The 15,049-nt window shown below is 63.3% G+C and carries 13 protein-coding genes and 1 pseudogene; 10 read left to right on the top strand and 4 right to left on the bottom strand.

Going from position 1 to position 15,049, the window contains the following annotated elements; translation table 11 throughout:
• Positions 1-660 precede the first annotated feature (660 nt).
• The 6 genes from AC1RWI_RS01940 (at position 661) to AC1RWI_RS01915 (ending at position 7,360) form a co-directional block, all read left to right on the top strand.
• A complete protein-coding gene (locus tag AC1RWI_RS01940) occupies positions 661-1,824 on the top strand; it encodes a porin (RefSeq protein ID WP_492864230.1) in 1,164 nt (387 codons plus the stop codon).
• A gap of 509 nt (positions 1,825-2,333) precedes the next feature.
• A complete protein-coding gene (locus AC1RWI_RS01935; RefSeq protein ID WP_492864228.1) occupies positions 2,334-3,080 on the top strand; it encodes an IclR family transcriptional regulator in 747 nt (248 codons plus the stop codon).
• A gap of 28 nt (positions 3,081-3,108) precedes the next feature.
• A complete protein-coding gene (locus AC1RWI_RS01930) occupies positions 3,109-3,348 on the top strand; it encodes a hypothetical protein (RefSeq protein ID WP_492864226.1) in 240 nt (79 codons plus the stop codon).
• A gap of 38 nt (positions 3,349-3,386) precedes the next feature.
• Positions 3,387-4,166: an IclR family transcriptional regulator gene (locus AC1RWI_RS01925; RefSeq protein WP_492864224.1), complete on the top strand. Its 780-nt coding sequence runs from the start codon at positions 3,387-3,389 to the stop codon at positions 4,164-4,166.
• Positions 4,167-4,500: 334 nt separating this feature from the next.
• Entirely contained in the window at positions 4,501-6,441 is a 1,941-nt protein-coding gene (locus AC1RWI_RS01920; RefSeq protein ID WP_492864222.1) for an AMP-binding protein, read from the top strand.
• A gap of 88 nt (positions 6,442-6,529) precedes the next feature.
• Positions 6,530-7,360 carry an enoyl-CoA hydratase/isomerase family protein gene (locus tag AC1RWI_RS01915; RefSeq protein WP_043353899.1) on the top strand — a complete coding sequence of 277 codons (831 nt, stop codon included), beginning with the start codon at positions 6,530-6,532 and terminating at the stop codon, positions 7,358-7,360.
• An 89-nt stretch (positions 7,361-7,449) separates the two neighbouring features.
• On the opposite strand, the gene AC1RWI_RS01910 is transcribed toward AC1RWI_RS01915, so the two are convergent.
• The 4 genes from AC1RWI_RS01910 to AC1RWI_RS01895 all read right to left on the bottom strand — a co-directional run bounded on the left by AC1RWI_RS01910 (position 7,450) and on the right by AC1RWI_RS01895 (position 10,312).
• Positions 7,450-7,599 carry a hypothetical protein gene (locus AC1RWI_RS01910; RefSeq protein WP_158408310.1) on the bottom strand — a complete coding sequence of 50 codons (150 nt, stop codon included), beginning with the start codon at positions 7,597-7,599 and terminating at the stop codon, positions 7,450-7,452.
• Positions 7,600-7,622: 23 nt separating this feature from the next.
• Positions 7,623-8,261 (bottom strand): SDR family oxidoreductase, encoded by a 639-nt coding sequence (locus AC1RWI_RS01905; RefSeq protein ID WP_492864219.1) that lies wholly within the window; start codon positions 8,259-8,261, stop codon positions 7,623-7,625.
• A gap of 95 nt (positions 8,262-8,356) precedes the next feature.
• Entirely contained in the window at positions 8,357-9,292 is a 936-nt protein-coding gene (locus AC1RWI_RS01900; protein ID WP_043353902.1) for an alpha/beta hydrolase, read from the bottom strand.
• Between the two features lie 102 nt (positions 9,293-9,394).
• The gene (locus AC1RWI_RS01895) at positions 9,395-10,312 is read right to left on the bottom strand and encodes an alpha/beta hydrolase (protein WP_043353904.1); all 918 of its coding nucleotides are present in this window, start codon (positions 10,310-10,312) and stop codon (positions 9,395-9,397) included.
• Positions 10,313-10,927: 615 nt separating this feature from the next.
• Here AC1RWI_RS01895 and AC1RWI_RS01890 point away from each other — a divergent pair.
• The 4 genes and pseudogenes from AC1RWI_RS01890 (at position 10,928) to AC1RWI_RS01875 (ending at position 14,821) form a co-directional block, all read left to right on the top strand.
• Complete coding sequence (locus AC1RWI_RS01890) at positions 10,928-12,484, top strand: MFS transporter (protein ID WP_052494947.1); 1,557 nt, start codon at positions 10,928-10,930, stop codon at positions 12,482-12,484.
• A 2-nt stretch (positions 12,485-12,486) separates the two neighbouring features.
• A pseudogene (locus tag AC1RWI_RS01885) lies at positions 12,487-12,672 on the top strand (helix-turn-helix domain-containing protein); the annotation flags it as partial.
• 221 nt (positions 12,673-12,893) lie between these two features.
• The gene (locus AC1RWI_RS01880) at positions 12,894-13,466 is read left to right on the top strand and encodes an AraC family transcriptional regulator (RefSeq protein WP_492864216.1); all 573 of its coding nucleotides are present in this window, start codon (positions 12,894-12,896) and stop codon (positions 13,464-13,466) included.
• A 170-nt stretch (positions 13,467-13,636) separates the two neighbouring features.
• On the top strand, positions 13,637-14,821 hold the full coding sequence (locus AC1RWI_RS01875) for a CaiB/BaiF CoA transferase family protein (protein WP_492864214.1): 1,185 nt from the start codon (positions 13,637-13,639) through the stop codon (positions 14,819-14,821).
• Positions 14,822-15,049 lie beyond the last annotated feature (228 nt).

Genomic DNA, 15,049 nt, shown 5'->3' with positions numbered 1-15,049 from the left:
CAGCAGCTCACCATCGCCCTTTCTTCCACTGTACGGGACATCCAAGGCTCCTGCGTTGAACTTACCGACGTCCATTTCTATGCTTAGTCGCCGAAGCCTGTTTTCTCATCCGCGCGACAAGGAGACAATCGAAGCCGATCCATAACAAGTAAACGCAGGGAGTGGGACCACGGAACGAGCGACGGTCGAGAAGCTGTCGCAACAAACTGGACGGCGTTTCGATCTGATGGATCTGGTGGTACTCAATGCACCTTGGCATGCCAAGCGCTCGCTTATGTGAAAGGGTGGGACAACTCCATTGACGAAATGGAGGGGCGGCTGAGCCTAGACGGTTGCACCATTGCCTTTGATCACTCGGTGGGCGCCGCTGGCACACGGTTCATGCCATCGCTGTTGTACGAACTGCGGCGTCACATTCTTTTAAGGGCGCGAACAGGTACCTCCACTCATCGAACGCTCCGCCACAAGCTCTCCGAGAAAGCGGCCGGTCATATCGGCTACATGGCTGCAGCAAGTCAAGAATTGGGACGTCATTCGAATCCCTTTCTCGAGTGCGTTTCAGTGACTTGCTAGTGTCAAAGAAAAGAAGATGAGTAGCAAAGTCGTTACCAAACCGGACGGGAAATCCACGTCCAAACCAGAAAGAAGGAGGAGGCGATTATGAAGTTGAAGTGCATTGCTGCGGTATCAATGCTCGCTGGTGCGGGAAGCGCATTTGCGCAGACAAATGTGACGCTCTATGGCGTGGTCGATGCCAACGTCGAGTATGTCAATCATGTTGGCGCGGTGCCTCAGGCAACAAACGGTTTCAACCCTGGGACCGCCAATAGTGCTTACCGCATGGGCTCGGGTGGCCTGTCCGGATCGCGCTGGGGTATTCGTGGCACAGAAGACCTGGGAGGGGGGCTGAAGTCAGTCTTCGTACTCGAAAGCGGCTATGCCGCGGATACGGGTGTCGGCCAGCAAAGTGGCCGGATGTTTGGTCGTCAGGCTTTCGTCGGCCTGCAAAGCGCCGGCCTCGGGCAGCTGACTTTTGGTCGTCAGTACACCTCGATGTTCGACGCGCTGGCCAACTTCGCCCCGGCTTCCTACGCGACGCTCTACGAGCCGACGGTGTTGCAAAACGGTGGCAACTACCGGGAGGACAATACCATCAAGTACACGGGGCAATTTGGTCCTCTGTCGGCATGGGCTCACTGGTCCTTCGGTGTCGGGTTGACTCAGCCTCAGGTTGCCGCGGGAGTGCCTGCAGTCGGCGGCAACGGAGAGGTTCCCGGGCAGTTCCGCCGCGACAGCGCGTATGGTGCAGCCGCGATGTATGCGGTGGGTCCGTTTGCCGGGACCATCGGCTACGACCAGTGGAATCCGTCGATTGGCATCGCCAGCGGATCAGTCAAAAAAGCGTCGGTTGCTGCGAGCTATACCGTTGGCCCGGCTAAGATCATGGGGGGCTACCGTTGGGGGCAGAGCAAGAATGCAACGGACGTCGTGATGTTGCGCGACGATTACTACTGGATTGGCGCCAATTATCAGGCAACGTCTGCCCTGGGTTTCACGCTTGAGTATTCGTACGACAATCTGAAGAACCTTTACGGCAATACGAATGCAGCCAATCCCTGGCAGATCGCATTTATTTCGACGTATGCCTTCTCGAAGCGCACTGATGTCTATCTGACCACCGCATACTCCAAGAATGCCGGCCTGACACTTGATTCGTTGGCGACCGGCTACCTCACCAGCCTTTCCCTTGGCTCCAGCTACGTACTGCCAAGTGGGGGGAGTTCGATGCTGGGCGTGGCTGTCGGCCTGCGCCACAAGTTCTAAAGTCGTTCGATATCTGCCTGGCGGGCCACGTTGCCTTGCCAGGCGGATCGCGGCTGTCTTCACTAACCACCAGGGCGACGCGATGCAGGTGGCGCGGGAAATTCGCTCGGGCCTAACGGCTTCCATGGAATCACATGCAATCGCAGCGCTTGCCCGCATTCCGCAGATGCGTAATGGCAAGCTGCGGCGGGTGTGTAGCTTTCGCATCTCGCGGGTTCCCGCGGGATGCAGCGCGCAGCACCGTTGGCCTGACGGTGAGGGTGAGGCGCTCATGAAGTGGGTTAACCCCCATGGCACTCATGCGATTCACCGTTCAAACTACACCTAACGTTTGTAAGGTAATTTCGAATCCGGATGTGGATTTTCCTCGGACGGGACGACACCTCATGCACACGGAGACGCCCATGTTGCAGCCAGCCGGCGCAAGGTTGCGGGATCACCAGTACGATATCGGCACAATCTTTCAAAGTCCGGGCCGATCAGCTACCGCGGAAGGCCAGGTGAGGGTCATGCCGCTGGCCCGCGGCCTGGCCGTGCTGGCAGCCTTCGGCCCGGAGCAGGTGTGGTTGGGCAATCAGGACGTTTCCCTCGAAACCGGCATCCCCGCGCCGACGGTCTCCCGCCTGATGCAGTCGCTGGTCGCGCTGGGCTACCTGCACCAGGACGAAGGGCGCCGCAAGTACCGCCTTACGGCGGCCTCCTTGTCGCTCGGTTACGCAGCCATCGCCGACCCCGCGGTTCGGCGGGAGGCCAGCGTCGAAATGCGGAAGTTCGCCGAAGCTACCGATACCTACGTGGTGCTCGGCACACGGGACCGGCTCGATGTGATCGTTCTCGACAGCCGTGTAGGCAGCCAGGTAGTGCTGGACCTGCGCCTGACGCCGGGTACGCGACTGCACATTGCGTCTTCCCTGATGGGATCGGCCTTGCTGGCCGCGATCCCGGAACTGGAACGCTGCTACCTGCAGGGCAACGTGGAGCGCAAGGCCGGCCGCGAGTGGCCGACGCTACGGCGGCGCATGGCCGAGAAGATCTCTCAGGTCCAGGAACGGGGCTTCTGTATGTCGCTCGGCGAGTGGGAGCCGGAGTTGGCCACAGTCGCCGTGCCAGTCTGCGTGCCGGACCAACCGCCCCTGGCATTGGCCTGCATTGGCCGTACCGCCCGCATGCAGCGTGCCCGAGTCGAGCGGGAGCTCGGGCCGCGGCTGGTCGCCACGGCACAATTGCTGCAGGAGCGGCTTACGGCACGTGAGTAACGCGAGCCAGATAGCCGCACCGAAATCCATGACGAAATTCAACCGCCTCCACGTCATCCGCCAAGTCGATCGTCTCACGCTGCGGCCGTTCCTTTCCGCCATCGAACAACAGCAGATCGGGCGCGCCGCAATCCGCGAGAACGTTGCCGCGTCGACTGCAATCAAGCCTGCAATCAAGCGTTTCCGAGACTTGGACGATATTGTCAATCGTAAGGCTCATGTGGCCGTGGATGTCCAATCCTGCACTCGGGCGCGTCCCCCGGCCTGATGGCGCGTTTCCTACCTTGTAAGGCGCACAGAGTGGCAATGACTCAATCCTCACCGGTCACCTTGACGCTGGAGCGTGGCCTCAAGGTGCTGCGCGCCTTTCGCGCGGAGCGGGTGCCCCTGACCAACAGTGAGTTGGTGCGCCGAACGGGGCTCTCAAAGTCCACGGTGTCCCGGCTGACGATGACGCTGGTCGGCCTGGGCTTCTTGCGCAGGGTGGCGGGCGGGCCGCAATTCGAGCTGGCCGGCGGTCCGCTTGGCATCGGGCACGCGTACCTGGAAACCAACGCGGTGACACGGCTCGCCCATCCGTTCATGCAGCAACTGGCCGACCGGCTCAACGCGTCCGTTGCACTCGCGGTGCCTAACCAGCTTGACATGCTCTACATTGCCTATCGGACCAGCACGCGCATCGCCACGCTGCGGCTGGGCGTGGGGTCGCTGCTGCCGATGGGGTTGACGGCGATCGGGCGCGCCTGGCTGTGGGGGTTGCCCAAGGACGCACGGGCTGACTACGTGGCATCCGTGATCGAGGCCGCGGGTCCGCAGGCGGGAGACATCAGGAAGAACATAGAAGCCGCATTCGATGACTTGCGCGAGACCGGCGTCTGCATGTCGGTCGGCGAGTACCAGCGCAACGCATACGGCATTGCATTGCCGCTAACCGTGGGCCGCGCCGGCATGCTGATGGCGCTGAACTGCGGCGCGGTCGAACTTCGGCCGGACGTCGAGTCGATACGGGCGAGCATGGTGCCGGAACTCAAGGCTGCTGCGGTGGAACTGATGGTGCTGCTGCGCGATGTCGGTACCGAGGCTTAGTGCGCTGGTAGCGGGGATCGTGTATCCGTCCCGCATCATTCGTCAGCGTAGGCCTGGATTGTGTTCCGTACTTCGGAAATGAAAATTGGGGCAACGGATTCAACTACGGCGGCGCCCGTGCGGGGTAACCTCCGTCAACGCCCGGATGCATGCCGCGCCGCGGCATTCCAAAGTACGGCACAACCCCGCCGGGATGATTGACTCGCGCAGGCGCGTCGCGCACGCTGGTTCCATGCGATGGAGATGGCGCGGCGTGGAGCTCCCGATGCTGCATGGGGCCTGCCTTGCCCACATCGCGCCGCAGTAACCGTGCAACCAATACGCTGGATTTTCAATGAGTGACTCTCTGCACAATGACTGGATCCCTACGGGAGACGATATCGCCACGGCGAACGTGTCGGCGCTGGTCGCGCGCCTGGGCCTGAAGGACTACGATGAACTGCTGGCCTTCTCGAACGAGAAGCCCGATGCCTATTGGGATGCCGTGATCGACTTCTGCGGCATGGTCTGGGACGTTCCCTACGAGAAGTACGTGGATGCGTCGAAAGGACAGCCGTTCCCGAAATGGTTCCCGGGTGGGCAGCTCAACTGGGTCAAGTCCGCGCTCAAGTGGGCAGATGATCCCGCGATGGCATCGCATGCCGCGGTAGTCGCCGAGCGCGAGGACGGCTCCGCCCAGCGCCTGAGCTATGCCGAGCTGGCGCAAAAGGTCGCCGCCTTCGCCGGCGGGCTGAAGGCCCTGGGTGTGAAGCGCGGCGACCGCGTTGGCTTGTTGATGGAAAACGGCGTCGAGGCGACGGTGACCTCGCTGGCCATTGCCTGGATCGGCGCGGTGACGGTGCCGCTGTTCAGCGGCTTCGGCGTCGATGCGATCGTGTCGCGGCTGTCGTCATGCTCGGCCAGCGCGCTGGTAGCCACCACCGGCTTCTCGCGCCGCGGCAAGTGGGTCGATACGCGCAGCCTGGTCGACGAGGGCCTGTCGCGCCTGCCGGACCTCGGCACCGTCGTCTGGAAGCATGCTGGCGAGGCAATCGACTTCAGCGGCAAGGTGCTGGACTGGCAGCAGGTTGCCGCCTCGCAGCCCGACGCAGCACCGGCGCGGATGTCGCCGGACGATCCCTTCATGATCATCTATACCTCGGGCACCACCGGGAAGCCCAAGGGCACCGTGCATACCCACGGCAGCTTTCCGATGAAGATCGCGCACGATTCCGCCGTCCATTTCAATGTCAGCGGGAAGGATGTGTTCTGCTGGCCCGCGGACATGGGCTGGGTGGCCGGCACGCTGGTGATGTCGTGCGCGCTGCTGCGCGGCGCGACGCTGGTCTGCTATGACGGCGCCCCGGATTTCCCGGACTGGTCGCGCATGTCGCGCATCGTCGAGCGCTATGGCGTGACTCACTTCGGCTCCGCGCCCACGCTGATCCGGGGCCTGGCCGCCAACGAGCCTATCGCCACGCAAGGCGATGTGTCGACGGTCAGGTTGCTGATCACGGCAGGGGAGGGGATCGATCCCGAGCACTTCCTGTGGTTCCAGAAGGCGTTCGGCAGTGGCCGCAGTCCCGTCATCAACTACACCGGTGGCACCGAGGTTTCCGGTGCGCTGCTGTCCAGCGTGATCGTCAAGCCGATCAGCCCGGCCGGGTTCAACACAGCATCGCCATCAGTGGCGGCCGACGTGGTGGATGCCGATGGCAAATCGCTGACCAACACCGTGGGCGAACTTGCGATCCGCCGGCCCTTCGTCGGCATGACGCAGTCGTTCTGGCAGGACGACGAGCGCTACCTGGACGCCTACTGGCGCACGGTGCCGGGCATCTGGGTGCACGGCGACCTGGCGCTGCGCCGCGACGATGGCACCTGGTTCATGATGGGGCGCTCCGATGACACCATCAAGCTGGCAGGCAAGCGGCTCGGGCCCGCCGAGATCGAGGACGTGCTGCTGGAACTGCCGGAGATCGCCGAGGCCGCCGCGATTGGCGTCGAGGATCCGGTCAAGGGACAGAAACTGGTGGTCTTCCTGGTGCCATCTGCCGCCATGGCGCTGTCGCAGGAAGCGTTGGCGTCCGTTGTCAGCAAGCATGTCGATGGCCGCCTGGGCCGCCCGTTCCGCCCGTCCGTGGTCCACGTAGTGGCGCAGCTGCCGAAGACGCGCAGCTCGAAGATCATGCGGCGCGTCATCCGCAGTGTCTACACCGGCGTGCCTGCCGGCGACCTGTCCGCGCTGGACAATCCGCCGGCGCTTGATGAGATTCGTGCTGCCGCAGCGCATTGATGGCGTATTGACGCCGCATCGATTAACGGGGGCATGTGTATTTCATTGTTCGCTGCACACTCCCCCGCACTTTTATTCAGGAGATCCCATGTCGAAAAGCAATGCCGCGCCGGGCGCGGCCTACGAACAGTATTCGAGCCTGGCGTTTGACCGCCCTAGCGAGGGCGTACTGCGCATCACGCTGAACCGTCCCGAGCGCCTGAACGCGCTGGATGCACGTGGCCACGACGAGATCGCCCGCGTTTGGCGTGATATCGACGCCGACCCGACCGTGAGCGCCGTGGTGCTGTGCGGCGCGGGCAAGGCCTTCTCGGCCGGAGGCGACTTCGAAATGGTCGAGGAGATGATCGATTCCTTCGATGCGCGCGCCCGCGTCTGGCGCGAGTCAAAGGACCTGGTCTACAACATCATCAATTGCTCCAAGCCGATCGTTTCGGCCATCCATGGCTCCGCAGTCGGTGCGGGACTGGTCGCTGCGCTGCTGGCGGATATCTCGGTGGCGGCTCGCACCGCCCGACTGGTGGACGGCCATACGCGTCTCGGCGTTGCCGCCGGCGACCACGCAGCGATCGTGTGGCCGTTGCTGTGCGGCATGGCCAAGGCCAAGTACCACCTGCTGCTGTGCGAGCCGGTGAGCGGCGAGAAGGCGGAGCAGATGGGCCTCGTGTCGCTGGCCGTGGATGAGGCGGATCTGCAGGACACGGCGGTCTCGATCGCCACCCGTCTTGCCAATGGTGCACCGTCGGCGATCCGCTGGACCAAGTATGCGCTGAACAATTGGCTGCGCCAGGCAGGCCCGACCTTCGACGCCTCGCTGGCGCTGGAGATGTTTGGCTTCGGCGGCCCCGAGGTCAAGGAGGGAGTGGCCTCGTTCCGTGAGAAGCGCGGTCCGGTCTTCCCGCGTACGACCACCGCCTGAGTTTGCGCCTGACCGCCGCGGCACGTCACCGCGGCGGATCATTCAGTGGCGGACCAGCCAGCCGGCGTCCTTGTGAGTAACAGGGTCGCTTAGCCGGGCGCTGCCGTCGCACTGGCACTGACCAGGTCGCCATTGCTCTCGATCCAGTTGACGGAGAGCAGGGCGCCAGTTACAGCGACGAGAGCCGGTCCCAACGCAGCAACGAGCCATTGCATGATCGGCATGGTCGTTCTCGCCATTCCCCGATCCGATCAGTTCCGGCTTACATGAAATACGGCTTGTCGCTGTCGGTATTCGGCTTGTTCACGCCAAGACTTGCGCCGGCGTGCAGTTGCGGCGACTCAATGACCTTGACGATAAGATCGGCCACGCTCCTGCGCGACACGACGGTGCCCTTGAAGGGATCGTGGCGCCCCGTCAGCTCATAGTCGACTTCGTCCTCATCGGTCAGCCACGCCGGGCGGATGATGGTGTAGTCGAGCCCCGAGGCTTCGATGACATTGGCCGCGCGGCGGAAAGGTTTCAGGTCTTCGCCGATCGTGGCGTCGTTCCACTGGCCGAACTTGCCCGGCACTTCGTCGTAGATGCCCAGCGATAGCACGAAGACCAGGCGCTTGACCCCCGACGCCCGCATCGCCGCGATGACACTTCCCGCCTGTACGTCGAGGTTCTCGCCGGTCAGGTTGGCATAGGCGATGTCCTGGCCGGCCATGGCTTGCGTGAGCAGCTTCCTGTCCAGAACATCGCCAATGACGATCTTCGAGTTCGAGGGCTCGTTGCCTGAGAGTCTTTTCGGATTGCGCAGGAGCAGCGTTAGCGCGGTGTCGCTGCGGTTGGCCAGCGCCTGGATCACCCATTGCGCGATCTGGCCGCTGGCGCCAAGAACCAGGACATTGTTCATGCTTTGTTCCTTAGATAAGCGGGAGGGCGCCAGGCATGAGCCGGTCGTCCAGGGCGGGCTCGCCGTGGGCAACGACGCGGCTCATCTGGCATGGGTTACAGGTGTTCCTTGAAGAACGGCACGGCCCTGGCCAGTGCCAGGGCCACCGGCTCCGGCTTGTCATACAGGTCGTAGTGCGACCAGCCTTCCGCGATCACGATGTGCTTGTCTTTTGATGCCGCGCGGCCGTAGATCTCCCAGCCATCGCGGTACGCGCCGAATCCGCCCGGCTTGTCGCCGATCACGATCATCAGCGGCTGGGTCAGCAGCACTTCAGCATGCAGGAACGCATCCCAGCCCATGGCGGCGCTGTTGAAGGAGAAAAGCCCGCTGGTGGCGCCATTCGGCTTCTGGCCGCGAGGTGTCTTGTAGTACTCGGTGGCCTCCAGCACGTCGATGTCCGTGACGCCGTTCTTCTTGCCTTCCTCCACCGACGCTGGAAGGTAATTGATGACGTTGCGCGCTCCGCCCTGGGCCTCCGCGGTGCGCTGCTTGCCCATGGCTTCCAGTGCGCTGACGGGGTCGAAGTTGCTGAAACCTTCGCGGATCAGGCGGCCGAAGTTGACGCCGGTGATCGAAGTCAGCGCCTTGATGCGATGGTCGGTCATCGCGGCGTGGATGGTGTAGGCTCCGCCGCCGCACACGCCGATGGCACCGATGCGCTTCTCGTCGACATACGGCAGCGTGACCAGGTAGTCGATGGCAAACCGGATATCCGATACGCGGATCGCCGGATCCTCGATGAAGCGGGGCGAACCGCCGCTGGCACCCTGGAAGCTCGCATCGAAGGCAATGACAACGAAGCCTTCCTTCGCCAGTGCCGCGGCGTAGACGTTGCCGGAGGTCTGCTCCTTGCAGCTGCCGATCGGGTGCGTGCTGACGATGGCCGGATACTTCCTGCTTTCGTCGAAGTCCTGCGGCAGATAGATGTCGGCCGCGGATTCCCAGCCCAGGTTCTGGTAAGTAACGTGCCTGATGACGCTCGAAGTCATGATGGCTCTCCTGTCGATAAAACGGTTTTGAGTACAGCCGGCCCGGCGCGGGGGAGCGCGATGCGCGCAGTCCCTGGCGACGGGAGGGGGGGCGAGGCGTGGTTACTTCAGCGTGCGCTGGAAGAACGGCACGAGCACCGACACGGCCTCGTCGACGTACTTGGTGACGTCGTACATTGACATGTGGTTGGCGCCCTCGACCACGTGGAAGCTCTTGTCCTTGCTGGCGGCGCGGTTGAACAGGTCGTCGCTCATCCACTTGCTGCCGGCCACGCTGCCGGCTACGATCTGGAGCGGCTGCGTCAGGAACGCCTCGGCCTTGTTGTAGGCGTCGTAGGTGATGATCTGGTTGAGGCTGCGCGTCGTCATGAAGCCGGGCGCGTTCGGATGCTCGCAGCGCGGCGTGTGATAGTACTCCCACGCTTCTTCCAGCTCCTTGTTCGGCGCGTCTTCCTTGCGCATCGGGGCCAACGGGAACGTGGCCAGTTCCGCCTTGCCGGCGTCGCTGGTGCGGGCCTTTGAGCCGAGTTCCAGCACGGGAATGGCGTCGGCGTCGCGGATCGTGTTTTCCCAGCCGTTGCGGAACATCTGGCCGATGTTCACCGCGCTGACCGTGCCGACCGCCTTGATGCGCCGATCATTGATGGCCGCGTTGGCCGTGTAGCCGGCGCCCGCACAGATGCCCATGGCGCCGATCCTTTCCACGTCGACGTATGGCAGCGTCGTCAGGTAGTCGACCACCGCGCTGATGTCCTCCGTGCGGACGTACGGGTTCTCGAGCTGGCGCGGCTCGCCGGTGCTTTCGCCCTGGTACGAGGCGTCGAACGCGATGGCGACCAGCCCGTTTTCGGCCAGCTTCTTCGCGTACAGGCCGGCGGTCTGCTCCTTCACGCCGCCGCCGGGGTGGGTCACGACGACGGCCGGATATTTCCCGCCCTGCTCAAAGCCCGCCGGGAAGTGGATGACTGCGGCGATGGTGATGCCCTGGCCGTTCAGGTTCTTGATATTGACTGTTTGCATGATGGGTCACTCCGTGTGTGAACGGTGATGGGCGTGTGGATGAGGCAATGATAGGAACTGGATTGCGAAAGATAAACGGGGTGATGAAGACATCAGAGTTAAGCCTCGCTTAACAATGTGCAGTGCGGTGCGCACCCCTCCGACCTGCTGCGGGTCGCGTGACGCCGACACTGCGTTCCTTGGCTGGGTACCGGCGTTTGCGACATTGATGCTGATCCAGTTACTGGCACCTATCAATAAACACCATGGCAGCGTTCCGAGCATCGAAATCCGCGCCCGGCAAGTTGAAGTACGGAACACTGAAGGCTCCGGCGTTGACCTCCGTGCAACGCCGCGTTAATCCTAGGTGCCTGGCCCCCACGGACCGGCGCATCAAGGTCGTGAAGCCGACACGTAAGGGCAAGGAAGTTGCCGAGCGTCTGGAGAAGGCCGCGTCGGCGCTGCGCGTGAAGCTCCTTGGCGACATTCCCGAGGCGGACATAGAGACCGCGACGCGTGTGCTGCACCTGCTGGAGGAACGGTCGATCCGGTACCTGGCGGAAGAAGCGCTGCAATGGGTGCAGGCGCGGGGGGGGGGCGGAGTCCGGGGCACCAAGGTAAGCAGGAAGCAAAGGGATGAATATCATATCGGCCGGGTTGCAGAAGATCGACGGGAAGCAGCCGCGCATGAATGTGTTCGCCTGGGCGATTGCCCTTGCCACCGGGCTGGATTATTTCGACAATGCGATGTTCGGCTTTTTCACGCGACACATCGCGGGCGGCATCAATGCGTCGCCTGATGAGCTGGTCTGGGCATCGACGGCATATGCCATGACTTCGGTGCTCGGCATTTTGCAGCAGCAGTGGTGGGTCGAGCGCATCGGCTACCGGCGCTATGTCAGCGCCAGCCTGCTGTTGTTTGCCGCCGGCTCGGTGGCGACCGCACTGTCCGAATCGTCGAAGGAACTGGCAGTGGCTCGCGGGCTGCAGGGGTACTTTATCGGCCCGATGATGAGCGCGTGCCGTATCCAGTTGCAGGTCAGTTTCAACCCGCAGCAGCGCCCGGCTGCCATGCAGGTGTTCCTGGTGATGATCTTGCTGGCGAGCGCGCTCGCGCCACTGTCCGGCGGCTATCTGATCGCACACTTCGGCTGGCGCGCGCTGTTCGCCGGCACGGCGCTCGGCGGTGCCGCTTTGGCGCTGTTTGCCTGGCTGGCCGTGCCGCATTCCGGCCAGGTGCACCCCGAAGCGCGCGGCGACGCGCATTTCTGGCCGTATATCCTGTTTGCCTCCGGACTGGGTGCGCTGCTGATAGTGATGCAGCAGGTGCGCTTTGAGGTGTTCAGCGCCTCGCCCGCACTCGTGTTCCTGACCGTGGCCGGCCTGCTGGCGCTGGCGTGGTTCGTCTGGCACCAATGGCATCACCCGCGGCCGCTCGTTCGCCTCCATGCCTTGCGTGAAAAGACGTTCCAGGTCGGGCTCGTGCTGTACGTACTCTTTTACTATCTGAGTCACTCAATGGGTTACCTGGTTTCGCGCTTCCTGGAGGGCGGCCTTGGGTACCCGGTGGAGAACGCGGGGCAACTCGTCGGCATCACCTCGCTGGTGTCGCTGACTCTGGCATTCGCGTACTTCCGGTACGCATCGCTGGTCCGGCACAAGAAATGGATGATCGTCCCCGGCTTCCTGCTGGCGGTGCTTTTCGGCGCCTGGATGACCCGCATGCCGCCCGGCGCCAGCATGTCGTGGCTGGTGGTGCCAATGGTGCTGCGCGGCCTGCTGTTGTTGTTCGTGGCCTTGCCTGTGGCCAACGTCACCTTCCGGATCTTCGCGGTAGAAGAGTTCAACCATGGCTACCGCTTCAAGAACATCGTCAAGCAACTGACTTACTCGTTTGCGACCGCGACCATGATCATCCTGGACCAGCACCGGTTCGCTCTTCATGAAGCTCGTCTTGCTGAGTTCGTGAACCCGTTCAACCCGACCTACCAGGCGACGCGCGATCGGATGGTCCATGCCTTCGAGAGCATGGGCCACACCAACAATGAAGCCGCCAGCCTGGCTCTGCATGAAATTGGCCGTATGGTCACGCAGCAGGCAAGCTTCCTGAGCACGCTGGATGGCCTCTATTTTTTGACGTGGGTTGCCATCTGCGGCGGCATCTTTGCGATGTGGCAAAAGCGGATAGACTGAAGATGGCACCCGAAGAAGCCGACGACGCCTGCGACTGGCGCGACTGGGACAATTTTTGCAGGGTCGTGGAGGCCGGCAGTTTCACGGCCGCCGGCACTCGGGCTGGGCTGCCCAAATCTTCTGTCAGCGCATCGGTGACGCGGCTTGAGCAACAGCTTGGCATCAGGCTGCTGGAGAGAACCACCCGCCATCCAGGATCTATGCGCTAACGCCTGCGCGTCGGCTGATGCGGGCAAAGGTGCGCGCCTTGCCGGACGCCGTCGGCAGTGCCGACGAATAGCGACGCCCTGCCGTCGCGGTAAACGGGGTGTTCGGAAATTGCATAGGCGGGAAACCGGCCTGGCGGCGATGATATTCATCGTCCCTGACCGTTTTCCGAGCCTCCATGCGCGTTCATCTGCAGTCCCACATGCACGTCAGTCTGCGTCGGCAGTTGCTGGCCTTCCCGCTGTCTGTCGCCGCCACGCACGGGAGGCTGGTGATCAGGCGGCGCGGGTATGAACGCATGCTGCTGCCCGGGCAGGAGGTCACCATCGAGCCGTTCGATGCCATCGACCTGCATCTGGACGGCAGCAGCGTGCAGCCAGCCGCCTGCGTCCTCGAGATCCGGGATATGGTGCCGGCGGCGCCGCACGCTTCGCTGCATCACCGTATCTGCAAACGTGTTTTCCTGCAGCCACAGTACGCGTGGAGCGCCGCCTTTATCGCTGAGCGGCTGAATCTGTCGACTGCGCAGGTTCGCCGCACGCTGTTCGCGCAGGGGACGGCCCTGACCGATCTTTGCCGCACGCAACGGCTGATGCGGGTGCTGTTCGAAGCGATGACGGGCGATGTTGCGGTGTCCGCTCTGGGGCGCTTCGCCGGCTGGCCTGTCACCAGTGACCTCGACTCCGCTTTCTACGACCGCTTCGGCTTGTCGATGGATGCGGCAAGGCGGCTTGCGACCGGCCGCTCGTCGGGCCGGCGGCTCTCGGTCGCCTGAGCCGGGCGACGTGGCACGCCAGTTCCGGGTGCCGACCCGGCCAAACCATTTCGATGCACGGAACGTCTTGTGAGCCTTGATTGACCGGCGAAGGGCCGGCCGTCAGGATCGATTCCATCAGCCGTCGTCTCACCCAGACGAGGCAGCCAGTGAGATGGAAGCTAAAGAATATGTCCAAGGTGCTTGAAGGTATCCGCGTCCTCGATTTCGGGCGCTTCATTGCCGGCCCGTTCTGCGCAGCGTTGCTCGCCGATTACGGTGCCGACGTCATCCGGATCGACCGGGTCGGTGGCAGCGAAGACCGGTTCATCGTGCCGGTCACGGACTCGGGGGAAGGGGCGCTGTTCCTGCAGTGCAACCGCAACAAGCGCTCGATCACGCTGGATATCGACAGCGAGGAGGGCCGTGAGGTGGTGCGCCGCCTGGTCGAGACGGCTGACGTGGTGGTGGCGAACATGCCGCCGAAAACGCTGGCGAACCTGGGGCTGGATTACGCGACGCTGAGCGCGATCAACCCCCGCATCATCCTGACCGCTTCGACGGCCTTCGGCTCACATGAAGGCGCTGGCCACCGGGTCGGCTTCGACGGGGTGGGGCAGGCGATGAGCGGCGCAGTCTACATGTCGGGCACACCGGACAGCCCGACCAAGGCGATGGTGCCGGTGGTCGATTTCTCGACCGCCCTGTCGTGTGCGCTAGGCACAATGATGGCGCTGTACGAGCGGCGCAACAGCGGACGCGGGCAATGCGTCGAGGCGTCGCTGCTGCAGACGGCGCTGAACCTGTCCAGCGGGGCGCTGATCGAGGAAGCGGCGCTTGCCATCGACCGGCAGGCGATGGGCAATCGCAGCCCCTCCTATGGACCCTCGGACATCTTCCGCGTGGCCGACGGCTGGATCATCGCGCAGGTGATCGGGCAGCCGCTGTTCCGGCGCTGGGCCAATCTGATCGATGCGCCGGAACTGGTGGACGATCCTCGCTTTAGCGACGACCTGCGGCGCGGCGAGCACGGTGAGTTCCTGAGTGACCTGATGAGCAAATGGTGCGCTACCCGCACTCGCGATGACGCGCTGCGGGAATTGGAGAAGGCCAAGATCCCGGCGGCGCCGATCTATTCCCCGCGCGAGGCGCTGGATGATGCGTCGATCCAGGAGTCCGGCGCCTACATCTGGCTCGACTACCCTGGATTGCCGCGCAAGGCACCGATCGTGGCGCCGCCGGCAGTCCTGTCGCGTACGCCGCCCGATGTCGCGCGGCGGCCGCCCACGGTTGGCGAACACACTGAAGAGGTGCTGGCTGAGGTGGGCTACGACCGCTCGCAGGTGCAAACCATGCGCAAGGCCGGCATCGTCTGACAGCGCGATCCGCACCACGAGCAATTCGCACAATGCGAACTGGTGGTTCGCCAGTGACTACTTGAGCGCAACCGCCCGGTTCCACTAGCATCGAATAAGGGCTACCGGGACCTGTCCCGGGCCAAAGGCCCGGAAAGCACGATGCCCTCGCGTAGCTAACAGTTGCAAGGCAATGGAAGTCGAAATGGCCCGGCCGCATGACGCCGGACCGACAAGAAAGGAGACAGC

The sequence above is a fragment of the Cupriavidus sp. MPR-AND1C genome (genome assembly GCF_058809705.1).
Note: the sequence above shows the minus strand (reverse complement) of the source record. Positions and strands in the feature narration are given on the sequence as shown.